Source organism: Photorhabdus bodei (genome assembly GCF_003287735.1).
Taxonomy (GTDB): Bacteria; Pseudomonadota; Gammaproteobacteria; order Enterobacterales; family Enterobacteriaceae; genus Photorhabdus; species Photorhabdus kayaii.
This window is the reverse complement of the sequence record NZ_NSCM01000020.1, coordinates 1-23,015: the sequence shown is the minus strand read 5'-3', so window position 1 is coordinate 23,015 and position 23,015 is coordinate 1. Positions and strand designations below refer to the sequence as shown.

General features: G+C 36.6%; 18 protein-coding genes. 4 read left to right on the top strand and 14 right to left on the bottom strand.

Annotated elements, in window-relative coordinates; translation table 11 throughout:
• Positions 1–14: 14 nt before the first annotated feature.
• Positions 15–521 carry a TRAP transporter small permease gene (locus CKY02_RS12755; protein ID WP_112895568.1) on the bottom strand — a complete coding sequence of 169 codons (507 nt, stop codon included), beginning with the start codon at positions 519–521 and terminating at the stop codon, positions 15–17.
• 296 nt (positions 522–817) lie between these two features.
• Between CKY02_RS12755 and CKY02_RS12750 the strand changes: the two genes are divergently transcribed.
• The 3 genes from CKY02_RS12750 (at position 818) to uxuA (ending at position 3,949) form a co-directional block, all read left to right on the top strand.
• Complete coding sequence (locus tag CKY02_RS12750; protein ID WP_112895567.1) at positions 818–1,798, top strand: TRAP transporter substrate-binding protein; 981 nt, start codon at positions 818–820, stop codon at positions 1,796–1,798.
• Positions 1,799–1,915: 117 nt separating this feature from the next.
• Positions 1,916–2,677, top strand: a complete 762-nt coding sequence (locus CKY02_RS12745; protein ID WP_112895566.1) for an FCD domain-containing protein — start codon at positions 1,916–1,918, stop codon at positions 2,675–2,677.
• Between the two features lie 84 nt (positions 2,678–2,761).
• The gene (uxuA, locus tag CKY02_RS12740) at positions 2,762–3,949 is read left to right on the top strand and encodes a mannonate dehydratase (RefSeq protein WP_112895565.1); all 1,188 of its coding nucleotides are present in this window, start codon (positions 2,762–2,764) and stop codon (positions 3,947–3,949) included.
• Positions 3,950–4,166: 217 nt separating this feature from the next.
• Here uxuA and CKY02_RS24600 read toward each other — a convergent pair whose 3' ends face one another.
• The 11 genes from CKY02_RS24600 to CKY02_RS12690 all read right to left on the bottom strand — a co-directional run bounded on the left by CKY02_RS24600 (position 4,167) and on the right by CKY02_RS12690 (position 20,065).
• Positions 4,167–4,340 carry a hypothetical protein gene (locus CKY02_RS24600; RefSeq protein WP_162120513.1) on the bottom strand — a complete coding sequence of 58 codons (174 nt, stop codon included), beginning with the start codon at positions 4,338–4,340 and terminating at the stop codon, positions 4,167–4,169.
• Positions 4,337–5,836, bottom strand: coding sequence for an anti-phage dCTP deaminase (locus CKY02_RS12735; protein ID WP_112895564.1), 1,500 nt, complete (start codon positions 5,834–5,836; stop codon positions 4,337–4,339). The genes CKY02_RS24600 and CKY02_RS12735 overlap by 4 nt, the downstream gene beginning before the upstream one ends.
• A 781-nt stretch (positions 5,837–6,617) precedes the next feature.
• Entirely contained in the window at positions 6,618–8,207 is a 1,590-nt protein-coding gene (locus CKY02_RS12730) for a serine hydrolase domain-containing protein (protein ID WP_112895563.1), read from the bottom strand.
• A gap of 177 nt (positions 8,208–8,384) precedes the next feature.
• Entirely contained in the window at positions 8,385–9,977 is a 1,593-nt protein-coding gene (locus tag CKY02_RS12725; RefSeq protein WP_167405305.1) for a serine hydrolase domain-containing protein, read from the bottom strand.
• A gap of 301 nt (positions 9,978–10,278) precedes the next feature.
• Positions 10,279–11,871, bottom strand: coding sequence for a serine hydrolase domain-containing protein (locus CKY02_RS12720; RefSeq protein WP_112895561.1), 1,593 nt, complete (start codon positions 11,869–11,871; stop codon positions 10,279–10,281).
• Positions 11,872–12,241: 370 nt separating this feature from the next.
• Positions 12,242–13,831, bottom strand: a complete 1,590-nt coding sequence (locus CKY02_RS12715) for a serine hydrolase domain-containing protein (RefSeq protein ID WP_112895560.1) — start codon at positions 13,829–13,831, stop codon at positions 12,242–12,244.
• Positions 13,832–13,991: 160 nt separating this feature from the next.
• The gene (locus CKY02_RS12710) at positions 13,992–15,584 is read right to left on the bottom strand and encodes a serine hydrolase domain-containing protein (protein WP_112895559.1); all 1,593 of its coding nucleotides are present in this window, start codon (positions 15,582–15,584) and stop codon (positions 13,992–13,994) included.
• A gap of 387 nt (positions 15,585–15,971) precedes the next feature.
• Positions 15,972–16,130 carry a hypothetical protein gene (locus tag CKY02_RS12705; RefSeq protein ID WP_193493132.1) on the bottom strand — a complete coding sequence of 53 codons (159 nt, stop codon included), beginning with the start codon at positions 16,128–16,130 and terminating at the stop codon, positions 15,972–15,974.
• Positions 16,131–16,138: 8 nt separating this feature from the next.
• Positions 16,139–17,239, bottom strand: a complete 1,101-nt coding sequence (locus CKY02_RS12700) for an amidinotransferase (protein ID WP_112878469.1) — start codon at positions 17,237–17,239, stop codon at positions 16,139–16,141.
• A gap of 653 nt (positions 17,240–17,892) precedes the next feature.
• Positions 17,893–18,198 carry a Cro/Cl family transcriptional regulator gene (locus tag CKY02_RS12695; RefSeq protein ID WP_112895558.1) on the bottom strand — a complete coding sequence of 102 codons (306 nt, stop codon included), beginning with the start codon at positions 18,196–18,198 and terminating at the stop codon, positions 17,893–17,895.
• A 928-nt stretch (positions 18,199–19,126) separates the two neighbouring features.
• The gene (locus tag CKY02_RS12690) at positions 19,127–20,065 is read right to left on the bottom strand and encodes an alpha/beta hydrolase family protein (RefSeq protein ID WP_112895557.1); all 939 of its coding nucleotides are present in this window, start codon (positions 20,063–20,065) and stop codon (positions 19,127–19,129) included.
• Between the two features lie 153 nt (positions 20,066–20,218).
• Between CKY02_RS12690 and CKY02_RS12685 the strand changes: the two genes are divergently transcribed.
• Positions 20,219–21,118 (top strand): DNA-3-methyladenine glycosylase family protein, encoded by a 900-nt coding sequence (locus CKY02_RS12685; protein ID WP_112895556.1) that lies wholly within the window; start codon positions 20,219–20,221, stop codon positions 21,116–21,118.
• 111 nt (positions 21,119–21,229) lie between these two features.
• Here CKY02_RS12685 and CKY02_RS12680 read toward each other — a convergent pair whose 3' ends face one another.
• The gene (locus tag CKY02_RS12680) at positions 21,230–21,814 is read right to left on the bottom strand and encodes a hypothetical protein (protein WP_112895555.1); all 585 of its coding nucleotides are present in this window, start codon (positions 21,812–21,814) and stop codon (positions 21,230–21,232) included.
• On the bottom strand, positions 21,795–22,895 hold the full coding sequence (locus CKY02_RS12675; RefSeq protein WP_112895554.1) for a DUF6973 domain-containing protein: 1,101 nt from the start codon (positions 22,893–22,895) through the stop codon (positions 21,795–21,797). Before CKY02_RS12675 ends, CKY02_RS12680 begins: the two co-directional genes overlap by 20 nt.
• Positions 22,896–23,015: the final 120 nt, after the last annotated feature.

Sequence of the window (23,015 nt, the reverse complement as noted above, 5' to 3'; positions counted from 1 at the left end):
TCTGCCTGGTGACTTTATTGATTTTCAGAAATAACCGCGTCTTTACCTGAAAAATTTCGGATAAGAGCAACAGTGTCTACTAGCACATAGCAAATCATCAGAACACCGCTAATTGGCAGACATAAATAGACATATCCCATCTGTAGCCCTAGCGCAGGAGTAATTTGTCCGGCTTCAAGGGTTGAGATCACCAGTACCGATCCGCCATACACCAGCACGATCGAAGCAAACAGAGCGATCGCGGCCTGGATCACCAAACCCACACTATTTTTGCCTATCCCCTTAAGTTTCATCGTTAACAGGTCGATAGCTAAATGGCGATGTTGACCTGTGGTATATGCCCCGCCAATCATGGCGACCCACATAAACAGATAACGAGCGAGTTCATCCGTTACCGTACTCGGCGTACCAAACACATAGCGGGAAACCACCTGCCATGTGACACAAAACACCAAAAATACGGAAAGGCTGACAGTAAAAAATGCCAAACCTTTATTGATGCAATACACAAGGTTTTTCACGGGGCTTTGTCCTTATTGGCCTCAACGATGCCCTATTTGATCGACCAAATAGGACAAACTGTCTGACCAAAATTAGTAAAGGAAGCTTTACGTTGCTTGGATTATAAGATCCAGGTCAAAAAAACATCCAGTGAGCGGGATCACAAACTGACTGGTTCACCAGTTGTGCCGATTATTTTGTGATATTGGTCAACCAAATTGTTTTTACTTTTTGACGAAATCCGAAGTGATGCTTATGGTTTGACCGTCAGTTCAGTTGTGCCCGTAACCTATTTACAACAATTGGAGAACGAACAATGAGCAATTCTAAGCGTATTTTATCTACTGTAATCGGTGCGGTATTGGCCTTAAGCGCGTCACAAGTTACGGCAGTAACAACATTAAAACTCAGCCATAACCATAACCGCGATCATGCAGTACACAAGGCAATGACTCAGTTTGCAGATGAAGTTCGCCAAAAAACGAATGGTGATGTTCGTATTCGAATCTATCCAGACGCACAATTGGGTAACCAGCGGGAATCGATGGAACTGATGCAAAATGGTGCATTGGATTTAGTCAAATCCAATGCCGCGGAACTGGAAGCTTTTTCGCCCGCTTATTCTGCTTTTAACTTACCTTATCTGTTCCGCGATAAAGCCCATTACGAAAAAATTAAAAACGGCGAGATTGGTAAAGAGATTCTGGCATCCAGCAAAAACCGTGGCTTTATTGGCATAACCTACTATGAAGCCGGCGCACGTAGCTTCTACGCCAAAAAACCTATCCGCACGCCTGAGGATCTAAAAGGCATGAAAATTCGGGTTCAGCCTAGCCCAACCGCCATTTCAATGGTGAAAAATTTAGGCGGTAACCCAACTCCACTGGCTTACGGCGAACTGTATACTGCTCTACAACAGGGTGTGGTAGATGCCGCAGAAAATAATATTCCTTCTTTTAGCCTGAGCCGTCACAGTGAAGTTGCCAGATACTTCTCGCTGGATAACCATACTATGGTGCCAGACATCCTTGTTATTTCTACTAAATCGCTAAATAAGCTGTCAGCAGAGCAACAAAAAATTCTTATAAACGCGGCCATTAACTCTTCTCAATATATGACGAAATTATGGGAAAAATCAGAGGAGAAAGAGCGCCAGAATGCAGAGAAAATTGGCGTTAAATTCGTCGATGTGGATCAAAAATCGTTTGAAGAGGCGGTCAAACCTATGTACGACGACATTAAGAAAAGCAACCCAATGCTTTACCGTATGGTGGAGCGCATCCGCGCAGTCAGATAATCATTGGCGAAGGCCATTTGGCCTTCGCCCTTAAGCGGCATTTTTGGTTGACCAATTTCTATTTTTGACTATTATCTACACAATACCATCGATAATCACGACAACAATAGTGACACCATGAAGCATTTACTTGAGCCAAAACGTCCTTACCAAGAAGTTGGCATTTCATTAAGAGAGATGATTGCCAACCAGCAATATCGTATCGGAGATCGCTTACCGCCGGAGCGAGAACTTGCTGAATTACTACAGGTTTCCAGAACCATTGTGCGTGAAGCATTAATTATGCTCGAACTAGAAAGCCTTATTGAAGTCCGCAAAGGTTCCGGGATCTATATTATTAACCGCCCTCACCTACCCACTTCCTCTTCATGCTCAGTTAACGCAGCAGGACCTTTTGAGTTATTACAAGCTCGCCAATTACTGGAAAGTAATATTGCCGAATTTGCCGCCATGCAAGTGACACCAAATAACATTGCGAATATGCGTCGAGCCTTGCAAAAGGAATCCGAAGATTTGGCCTCCGGTGAAGATGAATCCGGCGACAGAGAATTCCATCTGGCGATTGCGGAAGCAACCCATAACAGCATGTTAGTTGAACTGCTTAAACAATCTTGGGCATGGCGGGAAAATAATCCCATGTGGCAGAAACTGCACACTCGAATTACCGATAAAGATTATCGTAAAGAATGGCTGCATGACCATCAGATCATTTTATCCGCCATGATCAAGAAAGATCCGGCGGCGGCCAAACAAGCAATGTGGCAACATTTGGAGAATGTGAAATTACGTTTACTGGAATTGTCTGATATAGACGATCCCTATTTCGACGGTTATCTCTTTAATTCATATCCCTATGAAATAGCAAAGAGGCGTAATTAATTTAACGAAATAATTAATAATTTTTTATATCCAATTATTCTGGTGGATTTTTTTCATTCTGAATTTATGCAAAGGTAGATAACAATGGAACAAACCTGGCGTTGGTTCGGCCCAAATGACCCTGTTTCTTTAGATGATATCCGTCAGGCTGGTGCAGCTGGCATCGTTACCGCATTACACCATATTCCTAACGGACACGTTTGGAACAAAGACGAAATCCTGGCCCGTAAAACCCTCATCGAAAATAAGGGGCTTATCTGGTCAGTTGTTGAAAGTGTGCCTGTCCATGAAGAGATTAAAACTCAGACCGGTCGCTATCAGCAATGGATTAATAACTACAAAACTTCACTGAAAAATTTGGCGGAATGTGGCATCGATACCGTCTGCTATAACTTTATGCCTGTGCTGGACTGGACACGCACCGATCTGGAATACTCACTCCCTGATGGTTCTAAAGCCCTACGTTTTGATCAAATTGCCTTTGCCACATTTGAAATTTATATCCTCAAACGTCCAGATGCAGAAGCTGATTACACCATCGAAGAACAAGCTCAGGCAAAAGTCTATTACGACAACATGTCTGCTGCTGATATTAAGAAACTCACCACTAATATTATTGCCGGTCTGCCGGGGGCCGAAGAGGGCTATACGTTAGCAGAATTTCAGGCGCAATTAGATCGCTACAAAGATATTACCCGCGATAAACTGCGTGAACATTTGGCTTATTTCCTGCACCAGATTGTTCCTGTATGTGAAGAATATGGTTTACATCTGGCAATTCACCCGGATGATCCGCCGCGTCCTATTCTGGGCTTACCACGTATTATTTCCACTATTGAAGATATTGAATGGCTGACCACCATTGAACCAAGCCCGGCTAACGGTATTACCATGTGTACCGGCTCCTATGGCGTTCGTGGTGATAATGATTTGGTCGAGATGATTAAACGCTATGGCAATCGAATCTATTTTACTCACCTGCGCTCTACCCAACGGGAAGAAAACAGCAAAACTTTCCATGAAGCCGCTCATCTGGCAGGTGATGTGGATATGTATAATGTAGTGATGGAAATTCTGCGTGAAGAATATCGTCGTAAGAAGGCTGGAGATAACCGTTTGATACCTATGCGCCCTGATCATGGTCATCAAATAATTGATGACCTAAAAAAACAGACTAATCCCGGTTATTCCTGCATTGGCCGATTAAAAGGTCTGGCAGAAATTCGCGGTCTGGAATTAGGTTTAAGGCGAGCGTTTTTTGAAAATAAGTAATGAACTTAAGTTATTCACTATATTTACTAGTAACCCTAAAAAGGGTTACTTTATTTAGATGAAACCGCGTTAAAGCAATTAACTACAACTTTATGTACAGGCTCATTTTAAGCTAAAATTTTAATTTATTATTTTAGTTGATTTATTAATATATAAATTTAGGGTAAAAACAGAAAATTATTATCGATATTTCTATTTTTCAATAAATAATAATAGGTTATGCCAAGTTATTTTCAGCCTCACCTGTCGTATAGTCCTTAGGATTTAAACTACGAGATACCTGTAGTAGGTTACGGGGAGTTCTCAATCCTACCTTCTTCCAATCTGGCCATTGCTCAACTACTTTACTCATCTCAGCTATATAAGCCAAAAATTCTTCTTTCTCAGTCATTTTTTTAACTCCTTTATTAATCTATTTACGTTAATTACCGATCTTGTCTCTCTTTCTATATAAGATAATGGTAGCATCTGCATTCTAAGTCTGCCATCTTTTCTATGCCATTTAACAGCTTTACCACTCTTATCTTTTCTTCTTACTTTATATCCTATCCCTAGATTTGTTGAGAACAAGTTAAAGAAACAACGAGGCCCAACTCCCACAAACGGCTCAAAAATCACTTTATTATCAAAAATCTCTTCTTCAGGTATTGAAATAGAATCAGGATGAAAATCAAAAGCTTTGCTTTTAGGATAAGGTTCGATATAGACAACTCGCGTTATACCACTGGCAACGATATGTTTTGCACAATTATGACAAGGGAATGTAGTACAATACAATATCCCATTATGAGTACTAATGTTACTTCTTGCACATGCCAAGATTGCCTCCATTTCAGCATGCACAACCCTGCCATATTCGGTAATATCCTTTATTTTACTTTTTAGGAGATATTCCTTAAATACTTCCTTTTGTTCATCTACAATACCTTTAAGTACATCTTCAATAATTAACCTTTTCTGTTTCGCATTTGAATCCTCACCTATCTTATAATCTCTACCATTTTCAGCATCTTCAATTGCATCTCCTACATAATCAGGCCAATATAATCCTCCGCCAAATCGTGGTACATCATTAGCTCCAGTTGAGATTATATTCTTGTCTTTGGTTAATACAGCACCAACCTGACGGGAAAGATCCCCTGATCGCAGAGAAGCAGAAAAAGCCATAAACATAGCATATTCATCAAAGGTTGGTGTGACATATGGATTACCAAAAATAAGATCTAATATTCTCCATATATTATTGTCGGTCCTATTTTTATTTCCATCATAATTTATAAAGAAATCTGATAACTCATAAGTATCTCTGGTATGCTGCCTCCATTTATTCTCCTCATTGGAATCACGATCGATCAATTTTTTAGCCTTTACCTCATCAATACATTTATCAACAATAAGATTTCTTAATCTTTGTGATTCACCAGTATATACACCTATCAGGAAAAAGCCATTTGCATAAATATCCCTTAATGCATTGACCTCATCCGGGTGTTTAAGAGAATTTATAATATATGCTTTCCTGACCGATGGTGTTGGTAAAGTGTTTTTCTTTCTTCTTCCTTTATTTATCTTTGCTGCCGCAGCCAATGCTAATATAGAACTATCCTGACTAGACTCTCTTAAATAATTACCCTCCGACATTAAGCAACTTATCCTTTCATAATTATCCCTTGTTGACGGAATATCTCTTAATACCGAAATGATTTCAGAAGATATTCTTATCTCCTGTACATCATACCTGAACGCATTAAGTTTCTGTGTTATAGAATCTCTAATTATTTCCAAATCTGTTCCTACAGCGCCAACTAACCCAATAACGACCTCAGAATCAAAATCACAAGATATCTGATCATTCTCAGATGGATATGTTTTATTTATATTAACCATGTTAAATATTTCTGCCTATTATCGTTTTACTCTATTTAAATAAGATTTCATAATTATGCTCCACTTCCAACCAACCCTTGTGTACCAAGACATACAGCCTTTTCATCTAAGCAATACGTAAAATCAATGAGATAGGCTACAGAACCAACATTGTTCAAAAAGAAAACAAAAGGCACAAGTGTATCGGTATTATGGAAAGCTATTTAAAATATCCGTTAATTACATTTATAAAAAATGGACAATAACATTCAAACAAATATAATTTCGTAGCTAAATATAGACTTTTTATTTACTATACCCTGTACATTATGATTTAAACTATTCCTCTAACACCAGATTATGAAATATGAATTAATATCACATAATTTACCCTTTTTCATAAATTTACCTCCCTTATATACCCTATGGATTTCAAGATGAATCGCGGCGGCAAGGGAGCGAATCCCCGGGAGCATAGATAACTATGTGACCGGGGTGAGTGAGTGCAGCCAACAAAGAGGCAACTTGAAAGATGACGGGTATATTATAATAAAGATTAAATTGTATCTCTAATTAGAGGAAAGGAGTATCCTTAACATATCAAGGGCGATGAGAATATAAACCAAAAACAATCCATGAAGCAATTAAAATATCAAAATCATATCGAACAGGCAAAACATCGTCATAATAGTTCTGCCTGAAAATAAATAGATTAGATAGAAAATATCTTTATGATCTCAATCTAATTTTCTTATCCTTCCAGAAAAACACGGTTCTTAATTCATATTTACAACCCTATCAATTAAACCAAGACGAATTCTATCTTCCAACAACGTGAATCATTGACATAAAGGCGAAGTTTATTCGTATCAGGATTTAATTCAAAATCAATAATAAGCTGAGTACTAGGAGATAAATAACTATTCTCGTAAACCCACCTTAAAGCCTCTTTTTTTCCAGGCAAGACCACTGCATCAATATAGAGTTCATCACCGGATAATTCAATATTTAGCATTGATTCTGTTTCGTGATTATAATAGCGACCTGATAACCGATGAATATCAATGTCACCTTTATCAGTCATCTTTTTCAAATAAGAAATATTGCCATTTTCATCAATCTGTTCTAGTGAGATAACACTGTCATTTTCAATGATCGGTCTGAACCGGATTTCTCCACCCTTCTCTTGGAATGTTCCATCGGCGTTAAAGATAATCGGATTACCTTCCTCGAATAAATTACCTAATAAATAGCAATTTTCCTTGGTAATAATATAGGGATAGGGATCAACCCCCTTGAACATACCGGTAATATCAATATTACTGGTTAGGCAATGTTCCGGCTCAGTCATATCAGTGTTAAATAATACATTAAGACATTGATTAGTAAATTCAACGGTATTAATACCTGTTGCAGCAGTAATCACAATACCTAATTTAGCATCAGGTAAAACACAAGCCTCAGCTTTAAAACCACCATAGGAACCATCGTGCCGTATTATCTTTTGCCCTTCACGTTGGCTGATCATCAAACCGTAAGCATAATTGTTACGATTGCCATTGGTTAAATTTGGCATACGAGATAAATGAGGCAACATATCCCGAACAATCGATGGTGAATAAAATGCTTTCATCCAGCGGCATAAATCACTCACTGTAGAACGCAGCCCCGCACTCCCTATAGTTGAATCGTTGTGATCCGATCTTATCCATTGATTTGAATCTTCGTTATAGGCATAGCCTATCGCCCGGTCAGAGATAATCTCAGTAACATCATCATAGAAGGAGGTATTACTCATCTTTAATGGAATAAAAATATTCTCTTTCGCATATTCTCTTAACGATTCTCCCGAAACCACTTTGATAATTTCTGCCAACAAATTATAGCCCGTATTGCTATAGCGAAAATATTCCCCGGGCGTGAAATTAAGCTTTTGTTGCCGTTGAATCAGTTTTCTTAATAAATCTATGCTGCGGTGGTCAAAATCTGAATTTTTACCGGCAAAGCCATAAGGGACATATTTATCCCGTAATCCACTGGTATGATGAATAAGATGTTCAATAGTAATATCAGAGAAATATGCCGGGAAATAATCCACATATTTTCCAACTTTATCCTTGACGTTGATCTTTCCTTCTTTTTCCAGCAAAGCAATACAAAAAGCCGTGAATTGTTTCGAAACACTCGCCATATAGAATTTCGTATTTGGGGTTATAGCAACAGCATGTTCAATGCTAGCTTGCCCGATATAGCGCTTATAAATGGTTTCATCTCCGTGGGTAACAGCAACGGCGAGAGCGCCACCTTTTTTCTTATTTTCAATATCAATTAAATTATCTATTTTATTAAGAAGAGATTTAATATTATCTCTAGATATCGTTGATTCCATCATGAACTTCCTTATTTAAGGTTATAAGACAGAGCATATATACGATCTGATATACCCGTTATCTTTCAAGTTGCCTCTTTGTTGGCTGCACTCGGTCACATCGTTACCTATGCTCCCGGGGATTCACTCCCTTGCCGTCTCGATGCATCTTGAAATCCATAGGGTATATCACTTTATAAATTAAACTGCGACAAATCCTATCTTCCAACAACGTGAATTACTGATATAGAGATGAGATTTATTGGCATCAGTATCTAATTCAAAATCAATAATCAGCTCAGTACTGGGAGAGAAATAACTATTCCCGTAAATCCGCCGCAAGACTTCCTTTTTACCAATATAAACTACCCCATCAATATAAATCCCATCGCCAGAAGCGGAAACAGTAATCGTTACTTCTGTTTCATGACTATAATATCGCCCTGCCAATCGCTGAATATCGATACCTCCGTCATCAACCCTCTTTTTAAGATAAAAGACATTGCCATTTTCATTAATCTGTTCCAGTGCAGTAACACTGTCATTTTCAATAATCGGTCTGAACCGGATTTTACCCCCTTTCTCTTGGAATGTACCGTCAGAGTTAAAAATAATCGGGTTACCTTTTTCGAATAAATTACCTAAAAAATAAGTCTCTTCCTTAGTAATAATATAAGGATAAGGCTCTTCCCCTCGGAAAATACCGGTGATATCGATATCACTGGTTAGACGATACGGTTCTTCTGGCTTAATATCAGTGTCAAACAAGATATCAATATTCTGTTCCACCCATTTAGAAACATCAACACCTATTGCAGCGGTAATCGCGATACCTAATTTAGCATCCGGTAAAATACAAACATGAGATTTGAAGCCAGCATAAGAACCACCGTGTTCTATTATCGTTTGCCCTTCGCGTTGGCTGATAATCAAACCGTACGCATAATTATTGCGATTACCGTTGGTTAAATCTGGTGTGCGGGATAATTGAGGCAACAGATCCTGAACAATCGATGGTGAATAAAAGGCTCTGATCCAACGACACAAATCATTTACCGTAGAATGAAGCCCTGAACCACCGACCACTGTATCGTTGAGATCATCTCTTATCCACCGGCATGAATCCTCGTTATAAGTGTAGCCCATTGCCCGATCAACGATAATTTCAGCGACATCATCATAGAAAAAGGTATCTTTCATCTTTAATGGGGCAAAAACATTTTCTTCTGCATATTCTCTTAACGATTTACCTGAAACCACTCTGACTATTTCCGCCAGCAAGTTATAGCCCGTATTACTATACAGATGATATTCCCCAGGAGTAAAGTTAAGCGCTTGTTGCCGTTGAGTCAATTTTCTGACTAAATCAATATGGCGGTGATCAAAGTCCGAATTTTTACCTGCCAGCTCATAAAGTAAAAACTCATCTCGTAACCCGCTGGTATGGTGAATAAGATGTTCAATAGTAATATCAGAGAATTCCGCAGGGAAATAATTCAAATATTGCCCAACTTTATCCTTGACGCAAAGCTTCCCTGCTTTTTCTAGCAAAGTAATACAAAAAGCTACGAATTGTTTTGAAACACTCGCCAAATAGAACTTAGTATTAGGTTTTGCAGCCACAACATGTTCAATGCTGGCTTTCCCGATATGACGCTGATAAATGATTTTATTGCCGAGGATAACCGCAACGGCGAGAGCACCACCCTTCTTTTTATTTTCAATATTAACCAGTTCGTCTATTTTCTTGAGAAATAACTTAATCTTATCTGTAGATATAGTAGATTTCATCATGAAACTCCTTATTTAAGGTTACAAAATAAAATATATACGGCCTGATATCAATACATATACAAACAGTACTGTAGGACGTAAATAAGAAATATCCAAGTGATAATGGTTATCATTTAATGTATGAATGGCAATATAAAGTAACTACGGAAGCTGATGTTAAAAAAAACAGACAGAACATAAATATAATATTTCTGCCTGGAATAAAGTGCATCTAATAGAAAATATCTCTAGCTCCTCAATAGTATTAACTCCATTCTGCTATAACCATATCGCTCCTAATTCTAATTTATCACTTTATAAATTAAACTGTGACGAATTCTATCTTCCAACAACGTGAATTACTGATATAGAGATGTGGTTTATTGCTATTAGGATCTAATTCAAAATCAATAATCAGTTCAGTACTGGGAGAGAAATAACTATTCCCGTAAATCCGCCGCAAGACTTCCTTTTTACCAATATAAACTACCCCATCAATATAAATCCCATCGCCAGAAGCGGAAACAGTAATCGTTGTTTCTGTTTCATGACTATAATATCGCCCTGCCAATCGCTGAATATCGATAGCTCCGTCATCAACCCTCTTTTTAAGATAAAAAACATTGCCATTTTCATTAATCTGTTCCAGTGCAGTAACACGGTCATTTTCAATAATGGGTCTGAACCGGATTTTACCCCCTTTCTCTTGGAATGTACCGTCAGAGTTAAAAATAATCGGGTTACCTTTTTCGAATAAATTACCTAACAAATAAGTCTCTTCCTTGGTAATAATATAAGGATAAGGCTCTTCCCCTCGGAAAATACCGGTGATATCGATATCACTGGTTAGGCAATACGGTTCTTCTGGCCTAATATCGGTGTCAAACAAGATATCAATATTCTGTTCCACCCATTTAGAAACATCAACACCTATTGCAGCGGTAATCGCGATACCTAATTTAGCATCCGGTAAAATATAAACGTGAGATTTGAAGCCAGCATAAGAACCACCATGTTGTATTATCGTTTGCCCTTCGCGTTGACTGATAATCAAACCGTACGCATAATTGTTGCGATTGCCATTGGTTAAATCTGGTGTACGGGATAATTGAGGCAACAGATCCTGAACAATCGATGGTGAATAAAATGCTCTCATCCAACGACACAAATCATTCACGGTGGAGTGAACCCCACCACCACCCACAGCAGAATTATTGATATCGTTTCTTACCCACTGGTGCAGCTTCTTATTATAAGCATAACCCATAGCCCGATCAGGAATAATCTCGGTTATATCATCATAGAAAAAGGTATCTTCCATCTTTAATGGAACGAAAATATTTTCTTCCGCATATTTCCTCAACGATTTACCTGAAATTACGCTAACTATTTCCGCCAATAAACTATAGCCCGTATTGCTATAGAGATAATACTCCCCAGACGTGAAATTAAGTGCCTGTTGCCGTTGGACCAGTTTTCTCACCAAATCAATATGACGGTGATCAAAGTCTGAATTTTTACCTGCTAGGTGATAAAGTAAAAATTTATCCCGTAACCCGCTGGTATGGTGAATAAGATGTTCAATGGTAATGTCAGAAAATTCTGCGGGGAAATAATCCAAATATTGTCCGACTTTATCCTTGACCCTGATCTTTCCTTCTTTCTCCAATAAGGCTATGCAAAAAGCCGTGAATTGTTTTGAAACACTCGCTAAATAGAATTTAGTATTAGGTTTTACAGCTACAGCATGTTCAATGCTAGCTTGCCCAATATGACGCTGATAAATGGTTTTATCGCCGTGGGTAACCGCAACGGCAAGAGCCCCTCCCTTTTTTTTATTTTCAATATTAACCAGTTCATCTATTTTATTGATAAATAATTTAATATTATCTGTAGATATTGTTAGTTCCACCATTAATTTCCTAATATTTAAAATTATACAAGTAGGGCACATATATACGATCTGGTGATACAACATATGCGGGCAGAACTATAAGGCATAAACAAGAAACATCCAAGTGATAATGATTATCATTTAATGTATGAATGACAATATAAAGTAGCTGTGGGTGAAAATCAAAATTAGCTAATTTTTACAAATAGTTATTTGATTTCATAAATCATTTTCGATCTAATGTCTATAAAAAATAGGCAGAACATAAATATAACCGTTCTGCCTAGGATGAAGTGCATCTAATATAAAATATCTCCAGACTATCACAATAGTATCAATCCTATCCTACTAACGAAATACTGTCCTAAATTTGTATTCACTAACCTGTCAATTAAACCGAAACAAATTCCAAATTCAAGCAGCGCGAATTACTGACATAGAGACGACATTTATTTGAATCTGGATCAAACTCAAAATCAACAATAAGATCAGTTCCTGGGGATAAATAACTATTCCCATAAATATGCCGCAAAGCCTCTTTTTTTACCGGATGGATAATCGCATCAATATAAACATTTTCATCAGCCGATATAATATTAATTACCGCCTCTGTTTCGTAACTATAATAACACCCTGACAATAGTTTAATATCGATGCTCTCTTCATCATTCATTTTTTTAAAATAAAAAACATTACCATTTTCATCAATCCGTTCCAGTGCGATAACATTGTCATTTTCAATGATAGATCTGAACCGGGTTCTACCTCCTTGCTCTTGGAATGTACCGTCAGGATTAAAAGTAATCGGGTTACCTTTTTCGAATAAATTACCTAAAAAGTAAACATCTTCTTTGGTAATAACATAAGGATAAGACTCTATCCCTCGGAAAATACCGGTGATATCAATATTATCGGTTAGGTAATGCGGCTTTTCTGGCCCAACATCGGTATTAAGCAATATATCAATATACTGATCCACCCATTTAGCAACATTAACACCTATTGCAGCGGTTATCACGATACCTAATTTAGCATCCGGTAAAATACAAATATTATTTCTGAAGCCAGCATAAGCACCACTGTGTTGTATTATCGTTTGCCCTTCGCGTTGACTGATAATCAAACCGTAAGCATAATTGTTACGATTTCCATTGGTCAAATCTGGCGTACGGAATAATTGAGGCAATAGATCCTGAACAATAGATGGCGAATAAAACGCTCTCATCCAACGGCACAAATCATTCACGGTGGAATGAACCCCAGCACTACCCACCACAGAATTGTTGATATCGCTTCTTATCCACCGTTGCGAACTCTCATTATAAGTATAACCCATCGCCCTGTCAGGGATAATCTCGGTTATATCATCGCAGATAAAGGTATCTTTCATCTTTAATGGGGCGAAAACATTTTCTTCTACATATTTTTTCAACGGCTGGCCTGAAACTACGCTGATGATTTCCCCCAGCAAATAATAGCCCGTGTTGTTATAAAGATAATATTCCCCAGTCGGGAGATTCAATGCCTGTTGTCGTTGAATCAGTTTCCTTACTAAACCAGCATGGCAGTAGTCAAGATCTGAATTTTTACCTGCCAGACCATAGAGTAAAAACATATCCCGTAACCCACTGGTATGATGAATAAGATTTTCAATGGCAATATCAGAGAAATGCACGGGTAAATAATCCAAATATTGTTTGATTTTATCCTTAACGTTGAGCTTTCCTTCTTTCTCCAGCAAAGCTATACAAAAAGCCGTGAATTGTTTTGAAACACTCGCTAAATAGAATTTAGTATTAGGTTTTATAGCCACAGCATGTTCAATGCTCGCTTTCCCGATATGACGCTGATAAATGGTTTTATTACCGTGGGTAACCGCAACGGCGAGAGCGCCACCCTTTTTTTTATCCTCAATATTAACTAATTCATCTATTTTTTTGATAAATAATTTAATATTATCTGTGGATATTGTCAGTTTCATGATTAATCTCCTAATATTTATAAAAAACAGACAGAACATAAATATAATAGTTCTGCCTGGAACAAAGTGTATCTAATGGAAAATATCTTTAGGCCCTCATAATATTAATTCCACCCTACTCACGAAATGCTGTTATAAACTTATATTTACTAACCTGTAATTAAATTTCAACGAATTCCACATTCAAGCAACGTGAATTACCGATATAAAGACGAAATTTATTCGTGTCAGGATCAAATTCAAAATCAACAACAAATTCAGTACTGGGAGAGAAATAGCTATTCCCATAAATACGTCGCAAAACCTCTTTTTTTACCGGATGGATAATCCCATCAATATAAATATCATCACCAGACACTATAATATTAATTACCGCCTCTGTTTCGTGACTATAATATCGCCCTGACAATAACTGAATATCAACACTATCTTCATTGTTCATCTTTTTCAAATAAAAAATGTTACCAATTTCATCAATATGTTCCAGCGCGATAACACTGTCATTTCCAATGACAGGTCTGAACTGGATTTTACTTCCTTGTTCTTGGAATGTACCGTCAGAGTTAAAAATAATCGGGTTACCTTTTGTAAATAAATTACCTAAAAAATAAAAATCTTCTTTAGTAATAATATAAGGGTAAGGCTCTATCCCTCGGAAAATACCGGTGATATCAATATCACTGGTTAAGCAATGTGGTTTTTCTGGCTCAGCATCGGCATTAAATAATATATCAATATACTTATCCGTCCATTTACCAACATCAACATCGGTTGCAGCAGTCATCGCGATACCTAATTTAGCATCTGGTAAAATACAAATATTAGCCCTGAAGCCAGCATAGGTACCACTATGTTGTATTATCCTTTGCCCTGCACGTTGGTCGATAATCAAACCGTAAGCATAGTTGTTACGATTGCCATTGGTTAAATCTGGTGTACGGGATAATTGAGGCAGTAAATCCTGAACAATAGATGGTGAATAAAACGCTTTAGCCCAACGACATAAATCATTCACGGTGGAGTGAACCGCTGCACTACCCGTCACAGAATTATTGATATCGCTTCTTATCCACTGTTGCGAATTCTCATTATAAGTGTAACCCATCGCCCGATTAGAGATAATCTCGGTTATATCATCACAGATAATGGTATCTTTCATCTCTAATGGAGCGAAAATATTTTCTTCTGAATATTTTTTTAACGACTTACCTGAAACCACTCTGATGATTTCCCCCAGCAAATAATAGCCCGTGTTGCTATAAATATTATATTCCCCAATGGGAGCATTTAGTGTCTGTTGTCGTTGGATCAGTTTTTTCACTAAATCAGCATTGCAGTAGTCAAAACTTGAGTTTTTACCTGCCAGACTATAAAGTAAAAATACATCCCGTAACCCGCTGGTGTGATGAATAAGATGCTCAATGGTAATATCAGAGAAATGCTCGGGTAAATAATCCAAATATTGCCTGACTTTATCTTTGACATTGAGCTTTTCTTCTTTCTCCAGCAAGGCTATGCAAAAAGCCGTGAATTGTTTTGAAGCACTCGCCAAATAGAATTTAGTATTAGGCTGTATAGCCACAGCATGTTCAATGCTCGCCTGCCCGATATGACGCTGATAAATTATCTTATCATCGTGGATAATAGCAACTGCGAGAGCCCCACCTTTTTTTTCATTTTCAATATTAACCAGTTCATCTATTTTTTTGATAAATAAATTAATATTATCTTTAGATATCATCGATTTCATCATGAATTTCCTTATATAAGATTATAAAACAAGACATATATATGCAGTCTGATAGCAATAAATATGTTGTAAGTACTGTAAGACGGAAATAACCAACATCCAAGTAATAATGATTATCATTTAATATATAAAGAGAAACAGAAAGTAACTGCGGTTACTCATCAGAACAGATGAATTCGTACTAACAATGACTCACTACCAGCAATTATTTCAGAACTCATACTTAAATTCAGAATTAAACAGCCTGTTACTATTCATAATCATAGCAATGATGGGGAGAAGAAAGAAATACAAGCAAAACGCATGCACACTGTGATTAATCTTAACTGTGTGCATGCGGGTATTCATCTCTAACATTTACATCCGTCATATATAAATGTAGAGGCATATTTAGCTATAGTCAAATATTGGGGAAGCTTTCAATATCACAATCACTTTTACAATAGTGAAATTATCCCAATACACAACTAGCGTAATAGTGGCTACCGTATGCAAGATACTTAATGCAAACATTGCTGCATCCCAAAGGGAATATCTCCAGATAGCCATCATTATTCCTAGTCAAGATAAGACTGTAAAGTTCCGCGCCGTCTTACATCCACTGTTGCACAATGGAAGGAACCGCCGAACGTATTAAAATTCCTGAAATTACATGGAATAGGCGTAAAGCCCCAGCGTTTCATCGCTGCGATCATTGGTTCATCCTGCTTTTCAACAATCACTCGCTGTTCATCCAACATCAGAATATTCATGTTGATCCATTTACTGGTGGTATACAGAGGATGGTCATCAGGAATAACCGGTTTCGGTGCATGTAATACATCCCAGTTCCTAAACAATTCAGGAATTTTTAATACTTTTTCTGGGTGAATTAACAGTTTTCCTGGCGCCATAGGAACAAAGGTGGCATCAATGTGCATAGGGCTATCATCGTTAAATTCAAAAACATGAATACGATATTCATCACCTATATGACGACGAAGCCATTCAATACCAAATTCGTTTGTGACATGGCTCTTTTGAGCAATGATGTCTCGCCCACATCGAATAAAATCCGCAGCATCAAAAGTTGGTTCAAACTCAGTTATAGCAAGGGGAACACGCTCCTTGCTATTAGGCTGATGCCATTCGAAATTATATTGTTCCTCGGTCAACTGTGGCTTTGGCCCAGCGCTCCATTTTGCACCTTTCTTAAAGTAATCTTTAAGTAAAGTCTTATATGCCGCTGTCTCAAAATAACGGGAACGCCATGCTAGCGGGCATTCAATAATATCATTTCCAATAACTAACAGCACATCGCGAGGCATTGCACAATAAAACCCTGTACTACTCCAGCCTGGTGCACCAAATACCTGAGATTGGTCTTGCGGATCCGGACGACGTACTGTCACACCTTCACCTTCAAGAATATGGACAAACTCTTCTAATTCTCTAGATGCTGCATCAATTTGCTCTTGCGGAAATGACCGACCTGCATACCGATGAAAATTAGCAATCTGATTTGGTGGTAGTATTGGCTCTATCGCCATATGCCAACCGGGAAATCTGGCGCCATCAACGACACCGACAATAACCTCCTCAAGTGGATCCCATTCATTAAAAGAACAAACTGGGGAAGTATTCTTACTATTACAATCTGTTACATTTGAATCAAGCATGTCGTCTCCTGATATTTTAATATTATGTCGCTTTAAAACTATAACAATTGTATTAATCGCGACCCTATTTTCATCAAAATAAACCTCTTAGAAAAAATTCAATTTCAATATATCATCATACATAATATTATGGATTTACATTTCTTTCTGTTTAAAAAGTCAAATTAACTATGATTTTTTTAGATCTGCCAAATCCAACAAAAAAATCATAATATTAGCTATTTAAAACAGTAAAAAACTGTTAAAAAATTTATTTTTTCATCATAAAACTTTCAATTGAGGGAATAATATAAAAAACAACTTTATAGTTTCACTGTGATTTTATCACTCTAAAATAATAATATAAATTTGTCTTCTAGCAATAATATATGGACATTTAAATTTGTAAAGAAATTAAATTTAAGCATTGTAAAATAGAGTTAATGTGATTGTTTGCCATATAATTATTACCGTTAAAATATTACCCTAAATAAACCAAAATTTATTTATAAAATATAGATTCTTTAATTTCACAATAATTCATTCAAATAGGAACAGGAAGAACGTAAATATTCACGTTCTTCCTACGGTTAGGTGCATTTGATAATTGATTATATCTCTCAAACTAAATCCAATTATTCTACGCACTCATTTAGAAATTTAACAAATACTTCTTAAATTTCAACACCTACTATATATTTTATCTTAGTAAGATTACTTTTTGCGATTTTTACTTTCACTTCTAATTTTTCATGAAGAACACGTAAAAGAGAAAGATAGAGCAGCACAATCTTGTCTTTATCTTTATCACCATCAACTAGTAATAGATGAAAATCATCAACTACGCCTAAAATATTTAGACTAACGATAACTGAGCTGGGTGACAGAATATCAATATTGACCTTCTCTACTTTACCCACTTTAAGCTCATCATCGACAATCAGCTCTTCATTTAATAAAATATCTTTCTTAATTATCATGACATAAACTCCAAAATTTAATCTAACCAATTGATAAATAACTTATATCGCTCAAAAATACATACAATAAGCTATTTATCTTGCCCACACAAAACGGTAACCATTTTCACTAGAAAACAAGGTGTTTATCAGGAATTTATCCAGCATTTAGATAATATCTACAGCATTTTTGGTGCCATATTGATGCTTTATCTAATACATATAACTATAGATGCCATTAATGTATTGTCAATAAAATAAAAAAATAAATTTAATTAATTTAAAATCAATATTTTATTACCCAATAGAAAATAAAAAAGATATTACATCCTATAATGAGCAGGATATTTCAGTAATTTTTTCAATCGAATATAATGACAGAGATAAATAATAATGAGAAATAAACAGCTATTTCTCTCTACTCTACAAAAGCTAAAGTCGAGAACATCATTTCATAAACAACAAATAATTCATAACGTTTTAATACTATATTTTATAGAAATAACGAGCGGTATATTAATCAAGTGATGATTTATAGCAAATATTATAATTACATCCCATTCACCCATTATAATAACAAGAATATAAAATAAATCTCAAGCAATTATATTATTAAATTTATTACAAATCACTGATCATCAATTTGTTATTTATATATATTTTATTAACAAATGAGATATAGAATTAACAACAATCACTACGAAAAAATAATATCCAAAAAACGTGGTGTCAATTTTGACTATGCCACGTTTTATTTCCAAATTTAATATCACTTCCCAATATGAAAAAATCGACGAATTAATACTATACCCTATGGATTTCAAGATGCATCGCGGCGGCAAGGGAGCGAATCCCCGGGAGCATAGATAACTATGTGACCGGGGTGAGTGAGTGCAGCCAACAAAGAGGCAACTTGAAAGATGACGGGTATATTTTAGATAACAGACGGTTATTCATAATCCCTAGATAACCAATTCTTTATATCTTCAACTATAGGAGTAATCTGCAAAACACCTTCACTATTCCTAAATCCATGACTCAGACCTGGGTATTGATAAAAGGTAATATTATCTTTCTTTAATTGCTCTTCCATTTTCATCGCTGAGCCAGGGCTGACGGAATTATCATTTAGTGTTTGAATAATCAAGATAGGTCTTTTAGTTTGATTTAACACTTTATATTGATCAATACCAAGTGAGATTCTCCACCAATTAGCACCATGATTACTCATCTCTATATGACCCATATTATTCCCGGTAGCTATTTTTTGCTGAAAATCCCTAAATCCTTTAATTGCTTCATCGATATGCTCTGGTGGCACCTCACTCCTCATACTATGAATAACATCATCAGCGAAATACCGACCTCCACCATTCAGTGACACGGTTCTATCAATATAATTGACTTGTGATGTCATTAAATTAGCAACCACTGCTCCTTCACTTCCACCCAAAATAACAATCTTTTTATATTTATTCTGATGTTTCAGATAATCAATGATCTGAATATAATCCTTAACTCGCTGCTCTGGCGTATCCAATCGAATATAAGCCTGAGGACAATCTGAACGCTCAACAACATCAGACCAAGGGAGTGATGCATTAATGCCATATTTTTCCACAGTCAGAATATCACTATCGGGATAAATATCACTGAATGTATCATTCACAAACTTATTATTAGCGATACTATTACAATCAGAGCCCTGTATCAGCACCAATAGATTCTTACCACCTCTTTGCTTAAGATAGTAAGTTATTTCACTACCATCATGACGGAAAAACTGTTTATGCATATTTGTATTTGAGTAAGCAAAACCTATACAACATGAAAAAAGCAGAACAGATGTCAGAATTTTCTGTTGTAAATTAAAACAATATGCTTTCATTAATCTCTCCTTTAATTAACATATACAAAGACCACAAATTGACGATATTGTTCCCGTCAGAAAAATTTTAAAAATTTGAAAACAAATTTCAGAGTTTTTTATCAAGAATGCTAACTATGATCACTAAAATACCCATACCTTGGGAGAGAAGAAATGAAAACCACTTTATCTGCCAAAATCGCATTACCCGATAATTATCATACCCACGATTTTTTCGCTTTTCATCAAAGGGATAAACAAAATATCGCCGAAATTGTGGAACAGAATAAAGTTCGAAAAGGGACGATGTGGGATGACAAACCTGCGGAATTAACCATAGCTATTAATGCAAAAACCGCACATATACAACTTAAAGTTGATGGTGATACAACAAGCCCTGATGAGCGCTTATCTGCTTTAGCATCGCATATGCTAGGGCTTCTACAGCCGGTTCATCTATTTGAATGTTTATATAAAGAACACCCGATTATCGGTTCACTTATTGCCAGACAATCAGGTCTAAGAATTTATCAATCGGCCACACCGTTTGAAGCATTAAGTTGGGCGGTTATCGGTCAGCAGATCAGCGTCAGTGCAGCCATCTCTATTCGCAGGAGATTTATTCAGGCAATGGGCGTTCAGCACTCCGCCGGGCTATGGTGCTTTCCAACCGCCAGACAAATCATCAACCATCCAGAAGATGAATTACGCCAATGCGGATTTTCTGTCAGTAAAGCCAAAGCATTACTCCGCTTAAGCCAATTAATTGAATCTGGTGAATTAACATTGGCAATCTCTGATGATGAGCAAGATATTCAGCAACTAACAGATAATTTACTCGCTATAAAAGGCATTGGTATGTGGACAATTAACTATTCCCTGTTACGGGGATTCAACTACTTAAATGGCTCATTACATGGCGATGTCGCCGTAAGACGTAATATGCAAAGACTGTTTAATCAAAATGAAAAAGTTTCCAGAGAACAGGCAGAAAAATGGTTGGCAGACTTCACTCCCTGGAAAGCCCTATTAGCCGCACATTTATGGCGACAAGAATCAAGTGCAGGGTATTGATGTTATTTTTAATTCTCGTTTCTTTTGCTGGTATGGTGTATTGTTGCTATTATTTAGTAAACCCGGCAAATATCACCGGGTATTATGATGCGTTTTTTTAACATCAAGGCATCATGATGGTTTTCGGAATGATGAGGGGTTCCTCTGAACCTGCTGCTCATTAGCGGAAGAAAATAAATAGTAAATTTTGTCCTCTACTGATGGGTCTCCTTTCATTTTTATGACAATTTTGGGAGCCTCTCTGGGAACACGATAATAAGCTATAAGCCCTTTTTCCTGATTTTCATAATCAAAATCGAGAACCAAGATTTTTTTACCCCCTGAATCCGGATAATAATAATACTCTTCGAAATAAACCACTTGCCCATCCTTAACAAAGATAATCTTGGAAAAGATATCCGTCCTTTCCTTTAACTCAGCACCAATGACAGACTTAATTTCGTCAAGATCCCAACCACTATCAATAACATACAAAGTGTCCCATTTAAACGGCGTGATTTTGCTGATGTTAACCACGCAGTCTGTGTTTTGCTGGCAATGTTTATCAGCATAATCAAACATACCCTTAACAATGCTAAACTGTCGGTTACTATTGAACACAAAAAAAACTATCAGCAATGTACATGAAAAAAAAATGATTTTATTTTTTCTGCTGTTCCAATTGCATCGCCAATAGTTACTCAGGTGAAAAGCCATCTTCATTTCCTCTTTCAAATACCGAGTTCATATAAGAAAACTGCTCATCGGTGATTTTTTCTTTGACAATCTCAAACCCCATCGCATTTTTCTTGGCAACATACAGTCCCTCTTTATGAAAGCGATTCAACACTGCCTTGGCCTGCGCTTTCATTGACGAGTTCCCGCTCTGTAGGCCAATCCTACGCCCTATCTGGTTATTGAGTAAATCAATTGTCTGATCAGCGTCCTTAAGGGCAGCAAACTGCCGGATGTTAAGATCTATTTTAGGATTACTTTCATGAGCATTGCCTGCATGGAGTGCGACTTCCTCACCATACCGAGCAGCAATGGTAGCTTGCCATAGTGTATGCCGGAAAGCATTGACCTGGGAGCCTTCCTTATATTTATTATCCAGTAATGTACCATTGGGGTTCGTTTTACTATTCCCCTGGGTTGAAAAACGTACCGCATTAGTCGTGATATTGGTAGCACCTCTTTCGTAGAGCCCAATATCATAGGCTGCAATAGGGTGCCGCATCGCAAATAAGATTTCCTTCATTTTCTGAGGCAAGTTATTGCTCTCACCAGTATAAGCACCATACCAGTCTTCAGAATAGCTAGCATCTTCTCCTGTTCCATACCCATATTTTTTATCAAAATCAGCTAAGTATGTAGTTAATTTTTTTATTTTCCCTACCTCATTATTAATATTACCATTTGCTTTTATTAATTCATTTAAAACAAAAAGATTTCTTTCTGTCAGCGGCATATTATCATGTAGCTCTTTTATAGCTTTATTATAATTTACTTCTCCTATAGATCCTTTAAGGTTATTATAAAATTTATCATATTTTGAATCTCTTGCATCCCTTCCATAAACAAATACTTGTAAAACAGCTTGAATTTTAACTGGTAGTAATCTAAATGAATTTATCTTCTGCTCTAAAAAGAATCGATCATCAAAAAATTCTCTCAGAGTATTTACATTTGAATTAACTCTTCCTTCAAACTTAGATACATAACTCATTACAACAGGTAATGTTGAATTAAAAACGTATCTATTAGCCATAATTGGTCTGGTGATATTTGGATCCGTCATTCCGCACCGTATTTCTGATTTAAAAATAGTGTGATCTTACACAGGTTTTTTGTATTGATGATATCAGTGGGGTTGACGGTAATCGCCAATTTTGATCTATTACTTTTATTTACCGGAAAG

Excerpts from the sequence above, each read along its gene's own strand:
- CKY02_RS12685 (WP_112895556.1), top strand. The coding sequence starts at position 20,219 with ATGAAAACCACTTTATCTGCCAAAATCGCATTACCCGATAATTATCAT.
- CKY02_RS12750 (WP_112895567.1), top strand. The coding sequence starts at position 818 with ATGAGCAATTCTAAGCGTATTTTATCTACTGTAATCGGTGCGGTATTG.
- CKY02_RS12680 (WP_112895555.1), bottom strand. The coding sequence starts at position 21,814 with ATGGCTTTTCACCTGAGTAACTATTGGCGATGCAATTGGAACAGCAGA.
- CKY02_RS12725 (WP_167405305.1), bottom strand. The coding sequence starts at position 9,977 with ATGATGAAATCTACTATATCTACAGATAAGATTAAGTTATTTCTCAAG.
- CKY02_RS12675 (WP_112895554.1), bottom strand. The coding sequence starts at position 22,895 with ATGACGGATCCAAATATCACCAGACCAATTATGGCTAATAGATACGTT.
- CKY02_RS12705 (WP_193493132.1), bottom strand. The coding sequence starts at position 16,130 with ATGGCTATCTGGAGATATTCCCTTTGGGATGCAGCAATGTTTGCATTA.
- CKY02_RS12710 (WP_112895559.1), bottom strand. The coding sequence starts at position 15,584 with ATGATGAAATCGATGATATCTAAAGATAATATTAATTTATTTATCAAA.
- CKY02_RS12720 (WP_112895561.1), bottom strand. The coding sequence starts at position 11,871 with ATGGTGGAACTAACAATATCTACAGATAATATTAAATTATTTATCAAT.
- CKY02_RS12730 (WP_112895563.1), bottom strand. The coding sequence starts at position 8,207 with ATGATGGAATCAACGATATCTAGAGATAATATTAAATCTCTTCTTAAT.
- CKY02_RS12715 (WP_112895560.1), bottom strand. The coding sequence starts at position 13,831 with ATGAAACTGACAATATCCACAGATAATATTAAATTATTTATCAAAAAA.
- CKY02_RS24600 (WP_162120513.1), bottom strand. The coding sequence starts at position 4,340 with ATGACTGAGAAAGAAGAATTTTTGGCTTATATAGCTGAGATGAGTAAA.
- CKY02_RS12735 (WP_112895564.1), bottom strand. The coding sequence starts at position 5,836 with ATGGTTAATATAAATAAAACATATCCATCTGAGAATGATCAGATATCT.
- CKY02_RS12690 (WP_112895557.1), bottom strand. The coding sequence starts at position 20,065 with ATGAAAGCATATTGTTTTAATTTACAACAGAAAATTCTGACATCTGTT.
- CKY02_RS12700 (WP_112878469.1), bottom strand. The coding sequence starts at position 17,239 with ATGCTTGATTCAAATGTAACAGATTGTAATAGTAAGAATACTTCCCCA.
- CKY02_RS12695 (WP_112895558.1), bottom strand. The coding sequence starts at position 18,198 with ATGATAATTAAGAAAGATATTTTATTAAATGAAGAGCTGATTGTCGAT.
- uxuA (WP_112895565.1), top strand. The coding sequence starts at position 2,762 with ATGGAACAAACCTGGCGTTGGTTCGGCCCAAATGACCCTGTTTCTTTA.
- CKY02_RS12745 (WP_112895566.1), top strand. The coding sequence starts at position 1,916 with ATGAAGCATTTACTTGAGCCAAAACGTCCTTACCAAGAAGTTGGCATT.